The sequence below is a fragment of the Streptomyces sp. NBC_00322 genome (assembly GCF_036147535.1).
Lineage (GTDB): Bacteria > Actinomycetota > Actinomycetes > Streptomycetales > Streptomycetaceae > Streptomyces.
The window spans coordinates 2,656,939-2,672,593 of record NZ_CP108019.1 but is presented as its reverse complement, the minus strand read 5'-3'; the positions used below and the strand labels follow the sequence as shown (position 1 = coordinate 2,672,593).

General features: G+C 71.1%; 14 protein-coding genes. 5 read left to right on the top strand and 9 right to left on the bottom strand.

What is annotated here, in order from left to right:
* Positions 1-19 precede the first annotated feature (19 nt).
* The 5 genes from OG905_RS11935 to OG905_RS11915 all read left to right on the top strand — a co-directional run bounded on the left by OG905_RS11935 (position 20) and on the right by OG905_RS11915 (position 3,227).
* Positions 20-313 carry a DUF503 domain-containing protein gene (locus OG905_RS11935; protein ID WP_266488968.1) on the top strand — a complete coding sequence of 98 codons (294 nt, stop codon included), beginning with the start codon at positions 20-22 and terminating at the stop codon, positions 311-313.
* A gap of 36 nt (positions 314-349) precedes the next feature.
* A complete protein-coding gene (rbfA, locus tag OG905_RS11930) occupies positions 350-817 on the top strand; it encodes a 30S ribosome-binding factor RbfA (RefSeq protein WP_328667710.1) in 468 nt (155 codons plus the stop codon).
* On the top strand, positions 814-1,713 hold the full coding sequence (gene truB / locus OG905_RS11925) for a tRNA pseudouridine(55) synthase TruB (RefSeq protein ID WP_328667709.1): 900 nt from the start codon (positions 814-816) through the stop codon (positions 1,711-1,713). Before rbfA ends, truB begins: the two co-directional genes overlap by 4 nt.
* Before the next feature lie 243 nt (positions 1,714-1,956).
* Complete coding sequence (locus OG905_RS11920; RefSeq protein WP_443043925.1) at positions 1,957-2,241, top strand: hypothetical protein; 285 nt, start codon at positions 1,957-1,959, stop codon at positions 2,239-2,241.
* 41 nt (positions 2,242-2,282) lie between these two features.
* Positions 2,283-3,227 (top strand): bifunctional riboflavin kinase/FAD synthetase, encoded by a 945-nt coding sequence (locus OG905_RS11915; protein ID WP_328667708.1) that lies wholly within the window; start codon positions 2,283-2,285, stop codon positions 3,225-3,227.
* Between the two features lie 551 nt (positions 3,228-3,778).
* Here OG905_RS11915 and OG905_RS11910 read toward each other — a convergent pair.
* From OG905_RS11910 to eccE, 9 genes are all read right to left on the bottom strand, one after another.
* Positions 3,779-4,789 (bottom strand): ABC transporter ATP-binding protein, encoded by a 1,011-nt coding sequence (locus OG905_RS11910; protein ID WP_328667707.1) that lies wholly within the window; start codon positions 4,787-4,789, stop codon positions 3,779-3,781.
* On the bottom strand, positions 4,744-5,736 hold the full coding sequence (locus OG905_RS11905; RefSeq protein WP_328667706.1) for an ABC transporter ATP-binding protein: 993 nt from the start codon (positions 5,734-5,736) through the stop codon (positions 4,744-4,746). Before OG905_RS11905 ends, OG905_RS11910 begins: the two co-directional genes overlap by 46 nt.
* Positions 5,733-6,626, bottom strand: coding sequence for an ABC transporter permease (locus OG905_RS11900; protein ID WP_328667705.1), 894 nt, complete (start codon positions 6,624-6,626; stop codon positions 5,733-5,735). Before OG905_RS11900 ends, OG905_RS11905 begins: the two co-directional genes overlap by 4 nt.
* Positions 6,623-7,681 (bottom strand): ABC transporter permease, encoded by a 1,059-nt coding sequence (locus tag OG905_RS11895; protein ID WP_328667704.1) that lies wholly within the window; start codon positions 7,679-7,681, stop codon positions 6,623-6,625. Before OG905_RS11895 ends, OG905_RS11900 begins: the two co-directional genes overlap by 4 nt.
* A 3-nt stretch (positions 7,682-7,684) precedes the next feature.
* Positions 7,685-9,538 (bottom strand): ABC transporter substrate-binding protein, encoded by a 1,854-nt coding sequence (locus tag OG905_RS11890; protein WP_328667703.1) that lies wholly within the window; start codon positions 9,536-9,538, stop codon positions 7,685-7,687.
* Between the two features lie 197 nt (positions 9,539-9,735).
* On the bottom strand, positions 9,736-12,660 hold the full coding sequence (locus OG905_RS11885; protein WP_328667702.1) for an SCO5717 family growth-regulating ATPase: 2,925 nt from the start codon (positions 12,658-12,660) through the stop codon (positions 9,736-9,738).
* A 556-nt stretch (positions 12,661-13,216) separates the two neighbouring features.
* Positions 13,217-13,450 carry a DUF397 domain-containing protein gene (locus OG905_RS11880; protein ID WP_108152923.1) on the bottom strand — a complete coding sequence of 78 codons (234 nt, stop codon included), beginning with the start codon at positions 13,448-13,450 and terminating at the stop codon, positions 13,217-13,219.
* Between the two features lie 135 nt (positions 13,451-13,585).
* Positions 13,586-14,305, bottom strand: a complete 720-nt coding sequence (locus OG905_RS11875; protein ID WP_328667701.1) for a hypothetical protein — start codon at positions 14,303-14,305, stop codon at positions 13,586-13,588.
* Positions 14,302-15,636, bottom strand: coding sequence for a type VII secretion protein EccE (gene eccE, locus OG905_RS11870; RefSeq protein ID WP_328667700.1), 1,335 nt, complete (start codon positions 15,634-15,636; stop codon positions 14,302-14,304). Before eccE ends, OG905_RS11875 begins: the two co-directional genes overlap by 4 nt.
* Positions 15,637-15,655 lie beyond the last annotated feature (19 nt).

The window sequence follows — 15,655 nt, the reverse complement described above, 5'->3', positions numbered from 1 at the left end:
GCGGGACATCCGGACATACATGTATGTGGGGACACTGTCCTTCGATCTGCTTCTCGGCGACGTACGGTCGCTGAAGGAGAAGCGTTCCGTGATCCGCCCGATCGTGGCCGAGCTCCAGCGCAAATACGCGGTGAGCGCGGCGGAGACCGGCGGTCAGGATCTCCATCGCCGGGCCCAGATCGGCCTGGCCGTGGTGTCCGGGGAGACCGGGCACCTCACAGATGTACTCGACCGGTGCGAGCGCCTCGTCGCCGCCCGGCCCGAGGTGGAGCTGCTGTCGGTTCGACGCAGGCTCCACAGCGACGAAGACTGAATGAGCTGGGCACAGCAGGAAAAGGGAGAAGGACCAGTGGCCGACAACGCGCGGGCGAAAAAGCTGGCGGACCTCATCCGGGAGGTGGTCGCCGAGAAGATGCAGCGCGGCATCAAGGACCCGCGTCTGGGTACGCACGTGACCATCACGGACACCCGCGTCACCGGCGACCTGCGGGAGGCCACGGTCTTCTACACGGTCTACGGCGACGACGAGGACCGGGCGAGCGCGGCGGCCGGGCTGGAGAGCGCCAAGGGCGTCCTGCGGTCGGCGGTCGGAGCGGCGGCGGGGACGAAGTTCACGCCCACCCTGACCTTCGTGGCGGACGCTCTCCCGGAGAACGCCAAGACGATCGAGGACCTCCTCGACAAGGCACGGGCCTCCGACGCCAAGGTGCGCGAGGCGTCCTCGGGCGCGGCGTACGCGGGCGAGGCCGACCCGTACCGCAAGCCGGAGGATGATGACATGTCCGCTCCCGCGGGTGGGGACGAAGCCTCCGAATGACGCAGCACAACAAGACGCCGGACGGCCTTGTCATCGTCGACAAGCCGTCCGGCTTCACTTCGCACGACGTCGTCGCCAAGATGCGCGGGATCGCAAGGACCCGCCGCGTCGGGCACGCGGGGACGCTGGACCCCATGGCCACCGGTGTGCTGGTCCTGGGCGTGGAAAAGGCCACCAAACTCCTCGGTCACCTCGCGCTGACCGAGAAGGAATATCTCGGCACCATCAGGCTGGGGCAGAACACCGTCACCGACGACGCGGAGGGCGAGATCACGTCCTCCACGGACGCCTCCAAGGTGACCAGGGACGCGATCGACGCGGGCGTGGCCGCGCTGACCGGCGACATCATGCAGGTGCCGTCGAAGGTCAGCGCCATCAAGATCGACGGCAAGCGGTCGTACGCGCGCGTGCGCGGGGGCGAGGACTTCGAGATCCCCACCCGTCCGGTGACCGTCTCGGCCTTCCGCGTCTACGACGTGCGGGACGCGGAGGCCGAGGACGGGACTCCGGTCGTCGACCTGGTCGTCTCGGTCGTCTGCTCGTCCGGTACGTACATCCGCGCCCTCGCCCGTGACCTCGGCGCCGGTCTCGGTGTCGGCGGGCATCTCACGGCACTGCGGCGCACCCGGGTCGGTCCCTACGGCCTGGACGCGGCGAAGACGCTGGAGCAGCTCCAGGAGGAGCTGACCGTGATGCCGATCGCCGACGCTGCCGCCGCCGCGTTCGCCCGCTGGGAGGTGGACGAGAAGCGCGCCAAGCTGCTCATCAACGGTGTACGGCTGGACATGCCCGCCTACGACACCGCGCCCGTGGCGGTCTTCGGGCCCGACGGCCGCTTCCTGGCACTGGTCGAGGAGCAGAAGGGCAAGGCCAAGAGCCTCGCCGTCTTCGGCTGACCGGGTCCGCCTGTGAGGTCCCATCGTGGAACGGGCAGGGCCACTGCCCGTTCCACGATCCCCCTCGCCCAAGGGTCTATCCGCCGCGCACCCGGGATTCACCCCATCGGGCAGGCGCTCGGAGTGAACGGCGGGTGTACTGGGGGGCGCGTTCAGTACGCGACCTTCTCCCGGTGATCACTGGCGACCTATCGTCGACAGCATGGGACGCGCGGGGACGTACGTAGCAACGCTTCGCGGCCGGTGATCCCCATCTGCCGGCGAGCGCGCTCGCAGCCGCGCTCACCACGCACCCCCAGCCCGTACTCGCGGCGCCCGGGGAGCCCGGCCTCGCGGGCGCTGCGGGCCGAGCTCCTCGACGTACTCCTCGGCCACGAGCAGGACGAGACCCGCGACCTGGCCGTCCTGGACGCCGTGAAGCGGGCCGTCGTGGTCGGCCCCGGTGCGCGCCGGATGGTCGAGACCCTGGGCAGCCAGGTGCCGATGCGAACCGACGGCCGCGGGCATGGCAGTCTTAGACCTGCGTAATCGGCAATGACGTACACAGGTTCGGGCGAGGAGCGGTCACAGTGCAGCGCTGGCGTGGCTTGGAGGACATCCCCCAGGACTGGGGACGCAGCGTCGTCACCATCGGCTCCTACGACGGTGTGCACCGCGGACACCAGCTGATCATCGGCCGGGCCGTCGCCCGCGCCCGCGAACTCGGCGTGCCCTCCGTCGTCGTGACCTTCGACCCGCACCCCAGCGAGGTGGTCCGCCCCGGCAGCCACCCGCCGCTGCTCGCACCGCACCACCGGCGGGCCGAGCTGATGGCCGAGCTGGGCGTCGACGCGGTCCTGATCCTTCCCTTCACGACCGAATTCTCGAAGCTGTCGCCCGCGGACTTCATCGTGAAGGTGCTCGTCGACAAGCTGCACGCGCGGGCGGTCATCGAAGGCCCGAACTTCCGCTTCGGCCACAAGGCGGCGGGGAACGTCGGATTCCTCTCCGAGCTGGGCACGACGTACGACTACGAGGTCGAGGTCGTCGACCTCTACGTCAGCGGCGCGGCGGGGGGCGGCGAGCCGTTCTCCTCGACCCTGACCCGCCGCCTCATCGCCGAGGGCGACGTCGAGGGAGCGGCCGAGATCCTGGGCCGCCCGCACCGCGTCGAGGGCGTGGTGGTGCGGGGCGCGCAGCGCGGCCGCGAGCTGGGCTACCCGACGGCGAACGTGGAAACGCTGCCGCACACGGCGATCCCGGCGGACGGGGTGTACGCGGGCTGGCTGACGGCGGACGGGGAAAGGATGCCGGCGGCGATCTCGGTCGGCACGAACCCGCAGTTCGACGGTACGGAGCGGACGGTGGAGGCGTACGCGATCGACCGGGTGGGGCTGGATCTGTACGGGCTGCATGTGGCGGTGGACTTCCTGGCGTATGTGAGGGGCCAGGAGAAGTTCGTCTCGATCGATGCGCTGCTGGACGCGATTGCGGCGGACGTGAAGAAGTGCCGGGAGTTGACGGGCGCGGCGTAGGTTCCTCTCGGTCGGTCTGCTGCTCGGGCCTACCGGGGGCTGCGGGGGTCCGGGGTGCGGGTTTTGCGCGCTTGCCCGGGTCGCGGGGCGTGGCGGTGCGGTTCTCCGGGCTCGCCCGGGGCGGTGGGCCGCGGGGGTTCGGGGCGCGGGTTGCGGGCGCCCGGCGCGCTGGGGTGCGGGGGTCCGGGCTGTAGGCCTCCGGGCTCGCCCGGTGCCGGGTGCATACCGTCCGGGGCCGCTACGGGGCTCGTGTCCTGGACTGCTTTCCTCACCGCGCTTCGCGCGAGTTGCGCCGCTTTACGTCCAGAACACGACCCCTCCGCGTCCCCCTGCGTGCGGAACGGAACCGGCACACCCCGCGCCGCGAAGCTGCCGCCGGCGGGGCCGTGGGGCGTCAGCCCCAACGCCCCACCCGGACCTACACCTGCGGGCTGCGGCGCGAAGCTGCCGCTTCGGGTGTGGGGCGTCAGCCCCACGTGAACCTCCCCCCGGGGGGCCTGGGGGCGAAGCCCCCAGTTTCGGGAAGGGGCGGGGTGGGGGACACACCCCCCTCACGCCCAGTGGCACGCCACCCCCGCCCCACTCCCCAGCACCCCCACCTCCCCCGTCCTGCATCTCTCCGCCACCCCCGCCCTCTCCGCCTCCCCCGACGCCAGCACCTGGCAGCGTGCGTGGAAGCGGCAGCCGGGCGGGATGCGGGACGGGTCGGGGGGTTCGCCCGTGAGGATGACCGGGGGGACGTCCGATTCCGGGAGGACCGAGAGCAGGGCCTGGGTGTAGGGGTGGCGGGGCGACGTCAGGACCTCCTCGACCGTGCCCGACTCCACGATCCGGCCCAGGTACATCACCGCCACCCGGTCCGCGATGTTCCACGCGAGACCGAGGTCGTGGGTCACCACGAGTGCGGACAGGCCCAGTTCGTCCCGCAGGCGCAGCAGGAGCGCGAGGATTTCGCCGCGTACGGACGCGTCCAGCGAGGCCACCGGCTCGTCCGCGACGATCAGTTCGGGCTCCAGGACCAGCGCGCCCGCGATGACGACGCGCTGGCGCTGGCCGCCGGAGAGCTCGTGCGGGTAGCGGAGGAAGAAGCGTTCGGGCGGCCGCAGGCCCGCGCGCGAGAGGGCCCGGGAGACCGCCGAGTGCTCGTCGCCCGTGTACCCGTGGATCCGCAGGCCCTCGGCCACCGCGTCGTACACCGTGTGCCGCGGGTTGAGCGAGCCGCTCGGGTCCTGGAGGACGAGCTGCACGCGCTTGCGGTATGCCTTGAGCGCGCGCGAGCCGTAGCCGAGCGGGACGCCGCCGAAGGTGACCCGCCCCGACGTCGGCGGCACGAGGCCGAGCAGCGAGCGCGCCAGCGTCGTCTTGCCGCAGCCGGACTCGCCTACCAGGGCCACGATTTCGCCCGCGCCGATGTCGAGGTCGACCCCGTCGACGGCACGGGCGGACGGGCCGCCGCGCCGCCCGGGGAAGGTGACATGCAGACCGGCGGCCGAGAGGAGGGGGGTGGGCAGGGTGGTCACAGGGCCTTCTCCGTCCGTACGGGCGCAACCACATGCACGCATGCCGCCAGATGCCCCTCGCCGGCCGCGACCAGCGTCTGGTCCTGGTGGGCGCAGGCGTCCACCGCGACCGGGCAGCGCGGGTGGAACGTGCAACCGCTCGGCAGCGCGGAGGGATCGGGCGGATCGCCCGGCAGGCCGCGTGGCGCCCGGCGGGACGCGGCGTCGCCGATGCGCGGGAAGGCCGCTGACAGGGCCCGCCCGTACGGGTGTGAGGCCGCGCCGTACACCGCCCGCGCCGGGCCCTCCTCGACGATCCGGCCCGCGTACATCACCGCCAGCCGGTCGCAGGTGTCCGCGAGTACGGCCAGATCGTGGCTGATCATCAGCAGGCTGATGTCCTGCTCGGCGACCAGTTGTTCGATCAGCCGCAGGATCTGCGCCTGGATCATGACGTCGAGGGCGGTCGTCGGCTCGTCGGCCACGATCAGCCGCGGTTCGCAGGCGAGGGCCATCGCGATCATCACGCGCTGGCGCTGGCCGCCGGACAGTTCGTGCGGATACGCGTCCGCGCGGGCGACCGGCAGTCCGACCTGCGCCAGCAGTTCGCGGACGCGTCTCTTCGCCACGGCCTGCGTGGTCCTGTGGTGCAGCAGAATCGGCTCGGCGATCTGGTCGCCGATCCGGTGCACCGCGTTGAGCGAGTGCATCGCGCCCTGGAAGACGATCGACGCACCGGCCCAGCGCACGGCCCGCAGCCGCCCCCACTTCATGGTGAGGACATCCTCCCCGTCGAGGAGGATCTCGCCGCTCAGGTGCGCGGAGGCGGGCAGCAGACGCAGCAGCGCCAGTGCCACGGTGGACTTGCCGCAGCCGGACTCGCCCGCGATGCCCAGCTTCTGCCCGGCGGCCACGCTCAGATCGACACCGCGTACGGCGGGGACCGCCCGCGCCCCCGAACCGTACGTCACCCGAAGGTCTTTGACTTCGAGCAGGCGCTGCGCCGTCACCGGGTCACCCCCAGCTTCGGGTTGAGCACGGCCTCGATCGCCCGCCCGCACAGCGTGAACGCGAGCGCCACCAGCGCGATCGCGATCCCGGGCGGCGCCAGATACCACCAGTGGCCGGACGAGACCGCGCCCGCCTCCCGCGCGTCCTGGAGCATGCCGCCCCACGAGACCACGGCCGGATCGCCGAGCCCGAGGAACGCCAGCGTCGCCTCCGTAAGGATCGCGGTCGAGATACCGAGCGTCGTCTGGGCGAGGACGAGTGGCATGACGTTCGGCAGTACATGGCGGGTCATGACGTGGCTGTGGCCGCCGCCGAGTGCCCTGGCGCGTTCGATGTACGGACGCGATTCGACCGCGATCGTCTGCGCCCGCACCAGCCGGGCGGTGGTCGGCCAGCTGGTGACTCCGATCGCCAGGATCACTGTCCACACGCTCCGGGACATCACGGTCGCCAGGACGATCGCCAGCACCAGCGTCGGCATCACCAGGAACCAGTCCGTGATCCGCATGAGGACCGTCGAGAACCAGCCACCGTAGTGCCCGGCGATGATGCCGACGAGTGTGCCGATGGCCACCGACAGGGATGCCGCGAGCAGTCCGACGGTGAGAGAGATCCGCGCACCCCACACCAGCAGCCCGAGCAGTGAGCGCCCGAACTGGTCGGTGCCGAGCGGGAATTGACGGCTCGGCGGCTCCAGTGCGGTGCCGGGCGCGTTGGTCACGCTCTGCACGTCGCTGCCGACGAGCAGCGGTGCGGCGAGCGCGATCAGGGCGATGACGGCGAGCCCGCCGAGGCCGAAGAGGCCCGCCCGGTGAGTGCGGTACGCGTGCCAGAAGCGGGCCGCCGAATCGCGGCGCCGCGTCCACGTGAGAGCTGTAGCGGTCGTCATCGGCCCACCCGGGGATCGAGCAGCGGATAGAGCAGGTCGGCGAGCAGGTTCATCAGGATCATCGCCCCCGCGAAGACCACGAACAGGCCCTGGACGAGCGGCAGATCGGGCACACTCAGCGCCTGGTAGAACAGCCCGCCGAGCCCCGGCCAGGAGAACACCGTCTCCACCAGGATCGAACCGGCCGCCACATGGCCCAGGTTGATGAAGACCATGGTGACGGTGGGCAGCAGTGCGTTGGGCACCGCATGCCTGCGGCGTACGGCGTCGTCCCGCAGCCCCTTCGCCCGAGCCGTCGTCAGATAGTCGCTGCCCATCTCGTCCAGCAGCGAGGAGCGCATCACCAGCAGCGTCTGCGCGTATCCGACCGCGACCAGGGTGATCACCGGCAGCACCAGGTGGTGGGCCACGTCGACGGCGTACGCGAAGCCGGTCGCGTCGCCCGACTCCATGCCGCCGGTCGGGAACAGACCGGGGATCGGGCCGACACCCACCGAGAAGGTGATGATCAGGAGCAGCCCGAGCCAGAAGGACGGAACGGACCACAGGGTCAGCGCCACCCCCGTGTTGAGCCGGTCGCCGGTGCTGCCGTGCCGCCAGGCCGAGCGGGTGCCGAGCCAGAGCCCGATCGCCGAGTAGATCACCACGGCGACGCCGGTGAGCAGGAGCGTCGCGGGCAGCTTCTGTGTGATCAGCTCCCCGACGGGCGCGTGGAACTGGTACGACCTGCCGAGATCGCCGGTCAGCGCCTTGCCGCAGTAGTCCGTGAACTGCTGCCACACCGGCTGGTCGAGGCCGAACTGGCGGCGCAGCGCGGCCAGTTGCTCGGCTGACGTCGGCGCGCCGTGCGTCATGGCCTTCACCGGGTCGCCCGGGATGATCCGGAAGAGGAAGAAGCTGGTGACGAGGACGGCGAGCAGTGAGACGGCCGCGCCGCCCAGCTTGCCCGCCACATAGCGGATATACGCGCGGGTGCTGCCGCTCGCGGCACGGACCTCGGGGGCCCGGGCCACGGCGGCGGTGCCGGTCGTGCCGGTCGTGCTCGTGGTGCTCATCGGCTACTCACGGTCTTCCGCGGTGGAACGGCGGCGCATCACGACGAGAAACCCGAGTCCGGCGGCGAGGACCACGACCGCACCGATGGCGATCACGACGCCCGTGGAGGAGCCGCTGTCGGAGCCGCCGTCACCGGCGGCCGGCTCGGCCGACCACCAGCTCCAGTAACCGTCCTGGCCCCAGAGATTGCCCGCCGCCTCCGGCATCGTCGTGATGGACTTGATCTGGTCGGTGCGGTACGCCTCGACAGCGTTGGGATACGCGAGGACATTCATGTAGCCCGTGTCGTACAGCCGCGATTCCATCTGCTTGACCAGCGCGGTCCGCTTGGCGCTGTCGTACTCCGCGGTCTGCCGCGCGTACAGCCCGTCGAACTGCTGGTCGCAGATGAAGTTGTCCGTCGCGCCGGTGTCCTTGGGCGTGGCCGGGAGCGCGGAGCAGGTGTGGATGGACAGGACGAAGTCCGGGTCCGGGTTGACCGACCAGCCGTCGAAGGCCAGGTCGTAGTCGCCCTTGATCCAGGGGTCGGAGACATTGTCCAGACAGTCGACCTTGAGCCCGACGCCGAGCTCGCCCCACCACTCCTGCAGATACTTGCCGACCGCCTTGTCGTTGGGATCGGTGGCGTGGCAGAGAATGCGCAGGTCGAGCGGCTTTCCGTCCTTGCCGACGCGCTTGCCGCTGCCGTTCTTCCGGTACCCCGCCTGGTCGAGGAGGGCTGCTGCCTTCGCCGGGTCGTAGGCGATCTTCTGGTTCGCTTCGGGCTTCCAGAAGTACGAGCCGAAGCGCGGCGGGATATAGCCGTCGCCCTCCACGGCATGGCCCTGGAAGACCTTGTCGACAAGCGTCCTGCGGTCGGTGGCATGGAACAGGGCCTTGCGTACGGCCGGTTCGAGCAGCGCCTTGTGGCCGCTGCCGAAGGTCTTGCCGTCCTTGGACCTGGCTCCCGGGTTGGTGGCGAGGGCGAAGAAGCGGCGCCCCGGAGCGTCGTTGACCTTGATGTTCCTGTCGCGACCCAGGGCGGTGGCCTGGGCGGGGGTGAGGCCCTGGACGAAGGAGACCTCGCCCTTCTGCAGCGCGGCGACGGCCGCGTCGCCGTCCTTGTAGTACTTGAGCACCAGCTCGTCGAACTTGGGCGCGCCGCGCCAGAAGTCCTTGTTCGGCTTGAGCTTGACGAACTGGTCGACCTTGAAGTCGGTGATGACGAAGGGGCCGTTGCCGACGATCGGGAACTGCTTGTCGTTGTTGAACTTCGAGAAGTCGCCGACCTTCTCCCAGATGTGCTTGGGCACGATCGGGACATCCAGCGCCAGCATGGTGGCCTGCGGCTTCCTCAGCTCGATGACCAGGGTCTCGGGGTCCGGAGCCGTGACCTTCCTGAAGTTGGCGGTGAAGCTGCCGTTGGCGGTGGCGGCGTTCGGGTCCGTCATCATCTTGTTGAAGGTCCAGGCGGCGTCCTCGGCGGTCGCCTGCTGTCCGTCGGACCACGTGGAGTCCTTGCGGATGGTGTACGTCCACGTCAGCTTGTCCGGGGACGTCTTCCACTCCGTGGCGAGACCGGGGATCGGGTGCGCGTCCTTGACGTCGTAGTTCGTCAGATACTCGTACGCCAGCCGGTGGACGCTGGTGCTGACCAGCTTCTGCGCGAGGAACGGGCTGAGCGAGTCCACGCTCTGCGAGACGGCGACGGTGAGGACCTTCTTGCCACCGTCGTTCTTGCCACCGTCGTTCTTGCCACCGTCGTTCTTGCCGCCGTCGTCGGCGGCCCCGGCCGCAGCGGTCGCGGAACCGGCCAGCAGTATGGCGGCGCCGGAGGCCAGAAGCAGTCGGATGCGGGGCACATTCTTATGGACCATGAGACGGGGACCTCGCGTCGTCACTCGCTCGGAAAGGCGGCTTGATGCCTGGCTCGCCAGCTGGTGAAGCGAAGGTTTATCAGCGGTGGCCGAGTCGAGTCAACGGTCCGTCAGATGTCGTCTGGGCTGCGGGAATGCGCTGAGGGCCCGCACCGTCGGGACGGTGCGGGCCCTCATTGGTCAAGACCTCTGCTGCGCTACTGCTGAGGGGCTGGCGGTGCCTGCGGAGGCTGCTGCTGAGGCCATCCGGCGGGCGGCACGGGCCCCTGGAGATCCTGCTGTCCAGGACCACCCGACTGGCCCTGCTGACCGGGCGGGCCGGGGTGCCCCGGCTGTCCGGGCGGCGGTCCGGCCGGGCTCGCGGGGGACTGGGCCTGGGAGGGGTGCGACTGCTGCCAGCCCTGCGGCGGGTAAGGCTGCTGGGGCGGCTGCTGACCCGGGTACGGCTGCGGCGGCTGAACCTGCGGGTAGGGACCCTGAGGGTAGGGCTGCTGGCCGCCGTACGGAGGCTGCGGTTGCGGCTGGTGGGGCTGCTGAGGGGGGTACGGCTGTCCGGGCATCGGCTGGCCCGGTACCTGCTGCTGGCCCGGCATCGGCGGGGCCAGATGCGGCGGCGGGTTGCCGTCCGCGGTCCACAGCCCTTGCTGCTGCTGGGCGCGTACGAAGTCCTCGGCGATCAGAGCCGAGAGGTTGAAGTACGCCTCACGGGTCTTGGGCCGCATCATGTCGAGGTCGACCTCGGCACCGGCCGCGAGGTGCTCGTCGAAGGGCACCACGATCACGCCGCGGCAGCGCGTCTGGAAGTGCTGCACGATGTCGTCGACCTTGATTGTCTTCCCGGTCTCGCGGACTCCGGAGATGACCGTGAGGGACCGCTGCACCAGGTCCGCGTACCCGTGCGCCGACAGCCAGTCGAGCGTCGTCGACGCACTGCTCGCACCGTCCACGGACGGGGTCGAGATGATGATCAACTGGTCGGCCAGATCCAGCACTCCGCGCATCGCGCTGTAGAGCAGACCGGTGCCGGAGTCGGTGAGGATGATCGGGTACTGCTTGCCCAGCACGTCGATCGCGCGCCGGTAGTCCTCGTCGTTGAAGGTCGTCGAGACGGCCGGGTCCACGTCGTTGGCGATGATCTCCAGACCGGAGGGCGCCTGCGAGGTGAACCGGCGGATGTCCATGTACGAGTTGAGATACGGGATCGCCTGCACCAGGTCCCGGATGGTCGCCCCGGTCTCACGGCGCACGCGACGGCCGAGCGTACCGGCGTCGGGGTTGGCGTCGATCGCCAGGATCTTGTCCTGCCGCTCGGTGGCCAGGGTCGAGCCCAGCGCGGTGGTCGTCGTGGTCTTGCCGACACCGCCCTTGAGGCTGATGACCGCGATCCGGTAGCAGGACAGCACCGGCGTACGGATGAGTTCGAGCTTGCGCTGGCGCTCGGCCTCCTCCTTCTTGCCGCCGATCTTGAACCGGGCGGAGGGGCCGGGGTTACGGCTGCTCTTGGCCTTCTGCTTGTTGTTGCGCAGGAGGCGGTCGGAGGACAGCTCGACGGCCGCGGTGTACCCGAGGGGCGCACCCGGCACGGAACGCTCGCGCTGGTCGTGCGTGACCGGCGTGGGCCAGGCGGCACCGGCACGCGGATCGGAGGGCCCGACCGGCGGCTGGGGCTGGGGCTGGCCCTGGGGGTGAGGCTGGGGCTGCGCCTGCGGGTGGGACTGCGGGTGGGACTGCTGCGCGGGGAGATGGGGCGTGGCGGGCGCGGGCAGATTCGGCGTCTGCGGCGCCTGCGGCATCTGGGCCGGCAGCGGCATTTGGGGCGGCAGCGGTACGGGCGCGTTCGCGCCGGGCTGCTGGCCGGGCTGCGGGAACCCGTAACCGCCCTGCGGGCCCTGGGTGTTGGGGCCGGGAACGGCGGGCGGCAGCGGCGCGGCGGGCGCGGGCTGTGCGGGCTGTGCGGGCTGCCGGGGCTGCGGGAAGCCGTAACCGCTCTGCGGTGCGGGCTGCTGGCCGGGCTGGGGGAAGCCGTAACCACTCTGCGGGGCTGCGGGCGGTCCGGCCTGGCCCGGCTGTCCCGCCTGGCTCGGCTGTCCGGGCTGGGGGAAGCCGTAGCCGCCCTGCGGAGCCGCGGACTGCTCGGCGGTCTGCGGAGAAACGGGCCACTGCGGCGCCGAGGTCGGCGCGGCCGGCTGGAAGGCGGGCGGCAGGGGCAGCGGCGGCTCGCCACCCTGCGCCTGCGCGGGCGGCACGGGCGCCCACGGCTGGGCGGGCGCAGCGGCGGGCGGTGTGTCCTGGGGCTCGTCGGCCACGGCGGGCACGAAGTCCTGCGGCACGGAGTCCTGCGGCCCGGAGTCTTGCGGTACCGAGTCCTGCGGCACGGAGTCGGCCGGCTCCCGGGCCGCACCCTCAGAGGCGTCTTCGTCACGAGGCTCGTCGGCCTCGGCCTCGTCGCCACCGTCGACGACTTCCTCGGCCGGCGCCTCTTCCGCATCCGCATCCGCGACCGTATCCGCGGTCACGGCTGGCACGGCCGTGGCGTCCGCCTCGGGCTCGCCGGAATCCTCCGCGGCGCTTTCCGGGGCCGGTTCGGGAGTGGCCTCGGCCTCCTTGGCCGCGGCCCGCTCCTCCATCTCACGCTTCAGAGCGGCCGGGGAGAACCGCATGGTCGCCCCGCTCTCCAGATCGCCGCCACCGAAGGGCTGCGGCGCGGGCTCGGGAGCGGCCTCGGCGACGGGAGCCGGAGCGGGAGCCGCGGGAGGCGTCTGCTGCACGGGAAGTACGGGCGCAGGCGCAGGAGCTGGTGCCTGCTGTGCGGGCGCGGGCGATGGCGCAGGAGCGGGTGCCGGGACCTGCGCCGGAGGGGGCGTAGGCGTCTGCGCCCAGTTCGGCTCGAAGCCACTGCCCGCCGGCAGCCCGGGCACGGCCACCGGCGCACCGTTCGGCGGCGGGGGAGGCGGCGTCTGCCCCGCGCCCCCGCCCGATGTGTCGCCCGCGTTCTGCGTGTACCAGGCCGGCGGGGTGTAGTCGATGGTGAACTCACCCGTCAGCTCGGCGGGCTCCGCGTCGGACTGATCATCGACGGGAATGTTCCAGCCCCCGTGGATCTCGTCCCGATCGCCGTTCACTTTGCCTCCTGGTGTGGTCGAGCACCCTTGTGCCGTCGTGGGTGGGGGGCGACCTCTTCGTCCGATCGGCCCGGCTCTCCCCCTGAAGACGCGGCCACCATGCCCGCAGGTTCTACTGCCGCGTCATGTCCCACCCTAATCGTCAACAACGCCCGACCGGCAGGCCCGACCGCCCGTCGTCCACTGTCCCGTACGTCACGCCGCGCCCCCAAGTGAGCCGGGTGCGGCGGAGCGCCAGGAAGCCGACAGGTCAAATCGGTACAACTGCCTACGGACTTCCGGCCGTCAGTCCGCCGGCAGTCCATCCGTCGGGCGCTGCCCAACAATCCGGTCTCGGCGTCCGTGGCCTGCGTCATGACGAACCGCCGGTCCCGAGCAGTGCACCAGAGTGTGACGCCGTCAGCGAGGGTGGACAGCGCCTGTGTCCCGCACCACGACCATCGGCCGACCGAGGCACCCAGCCGCGCCGCCCGTCCGCATTACGCAGCGACAGGTGTGGACGCAGCGAGAGGTGTGGCTGTCCGCCGCCGGGGCCCCTTCCCGTCCGCCCGGCCTCTCAGCGCAGGTCGAATTCCCCGTCGCGTGCCCCGAGCACGAACGCCCTCCACTCGGCCTCGGTGTACCGGAGCACTGTCTCGGGATCCAGAGACGATCGCATGGCGACTGCGCCGCCCGGCAGATGCGCGATCTCCACCCGCTCCTCGTCCTCACTCGTGCCGGGGGCGCTGAGCCACTCGACGCCAGAGATGTCGAGGGCGTACAGCTCTTCCTTCTCCTGTGCGCTCCCCATCAGTGATGCTCTCCTTCGAAACTGCCGAGATGGATGTGCCTGCCCCATGCGCCAAGAAACCTCGCGTAGTTGGATGCAACTCAGCGTCACTACGGGCAATCTTAGGGCAGCTCTTTCCCGGCCGACGGCGGAAACTCAGTCCATCCGCCGGGCCACACCCAGCAGACCCGACTCGGCATCCGTGGCAGTCGTCATCACCCAGTGCCGCTCACGTCCGGCGCACCAGAGCGTCACGCCGTCCGCGAGGGTCGGCAGGGCGTCGATCTCGACCCGGGTGAGCCCCAGGATCCGGCCCGTCTGCTTCGCCTCCTGCGGCGAGACCCGCTGGATACCCACCAGCGTGGAGTCCCGCATCAACCGGGGTGCAACCGGGCTCAGATACGGCAGCAGCGTCAGCACCGACTGCCATGGCGACGACACCACGCGCCCCCGTGGCGGCCGCATGCCGCAGTCCCGGATCACCACTACGGGACTGCCCACCGTCGCGCCCATCGGCGGAACCCGCCCCACGTCATGGAGCGTGATGCATTCCAGACCCGCGCCGGCGGCCTGCGCCAGCAGGGTCCACGCCTGGGCGCGCCCCGTTTCGACCGCGACCCGTGCGCCCGTGCCCGCCGCGCGCAGCGCCAGCACCTGAGCCGTCCACAGACCGCCGATCAGCAGTACGTCGTACGGTGACGAACGGTGGAACCCCACCATCTGGGGGCGCCCCTCCGCGTCGTCGCCGATGACCACACCGTCGTCCCCGACGGGCAGCGAGAGCGCGCCCAGATCGTCCGCCGCCATCGTGTGCCCCGCGTGGCGGGGGCCGAGGAGCCCCCGCAGTCCACGCGCCGCTCCCGTTCCGGTCGTCATCGCGCACCTCCCAGGGGCAGCGTCGCCAGCACGCCGGGCAGCTGCTCGCGATCCAGTCGTACGAGACCGACCTTCGCCGATCGTGCGGCCTGCTCCAACGCCCGCCGCACCCCTACCAGTTCGGTGTCGGAGCCGCCGGTGATGCGGACATGGCCGCTCACGGTCATCGCCCCCTGGCGTGTGCCACGGCGCAGCGTGAGGCTGAAGGTGGTCGCGTAGGCCGGTGCCGAGGTGAGCAACGACACCAGCTTGGGGAGCGGAGACGCTCCACGTCCCAACTCGGGCCAGCGGCCTACCGCGTACGTGGTGTGCCAGCGGTCGTCGCAGCGCCAGACCCGCGGGGTCTCGGCGGTGCGACGCTGCGGCGCGGCGTCCGGCCGGCTCGCGCGCGCGGCCAGCCTGGGGCTGGCGCAGGCCGAAGTCGCCACTGTGGTGTTCAGGTCCTCCTGGTCGAGTACCACGGCCCGGAATCCGGCACCCGTGATCCGGCTTGCCACGTGGTCGGCCACGCGCACCAGGCAGCGCTGGGCGCCTTCGATTCCGCCGCCACGTGCCTCGACAGCCTCCCGGCAGAGCTCCGGGTCCAGCTTCACCGCCACCCAGGTCATCCTCAGTGCCGGCGCCCCGGTCCGCTCCTGCAGCGGCGCGTAGGAGAGCCGCGCCACCGACTGCTGGGGCAGATGCGGCGCGGGCGCCGAACGCACCTGCTGAACCAACTGCACCGACTCCAGCACGATGTCGTCCACTTCGAGGGCGCCGCCCAGGAGGGACAGCGGAAGCGCCCGGGCACCGAACGCGGGCCGCAGGGCGTCACCGCTCGCCTCAACCCTCACCACCGCGGTCAGGAAGGTGCCGTCACCGAGCATCCCCACCGTGCGCCGATCCCGGTCGACGTAGGTGAACGGCCGGAATCCCGGCACGCTTTCGACGACCGGAGCCAGCGACGGGTCCACTTCCCCCGCGGGCAGTCCGGCGGCACGCCTGCGCGCGCGGAGGGCCAGCGCTGTCGACAGCCAGTCCTGCACGGCGTGGCCGCGGCGGCGTATCACGGCGACCACTACCAGCGCGGACGAGACGGCCATGGTGGGGACCATCCAGAGCCCGCCCATGGCGACTCCGACCGCCGTCAGCGCAAGTGCCACCTCGATGAGGACCAGTTGTCGCAACTGGAAGGGACCGACACGATTGGTTCGCGAAAGAGGCCGCAGAGTCGTCGTCGCGGGTATGCGCTGCGGCGTCGAAGTTCCCCGCTCGTTGCTGCGTTGCCGTCGGGAAGTGTCAGGGGCCCGTTCGGTAGTCCGCCCATTTCGCGCGCGCGTCGCCGTACCCATCGCCGCGTTGCCCCCTCGT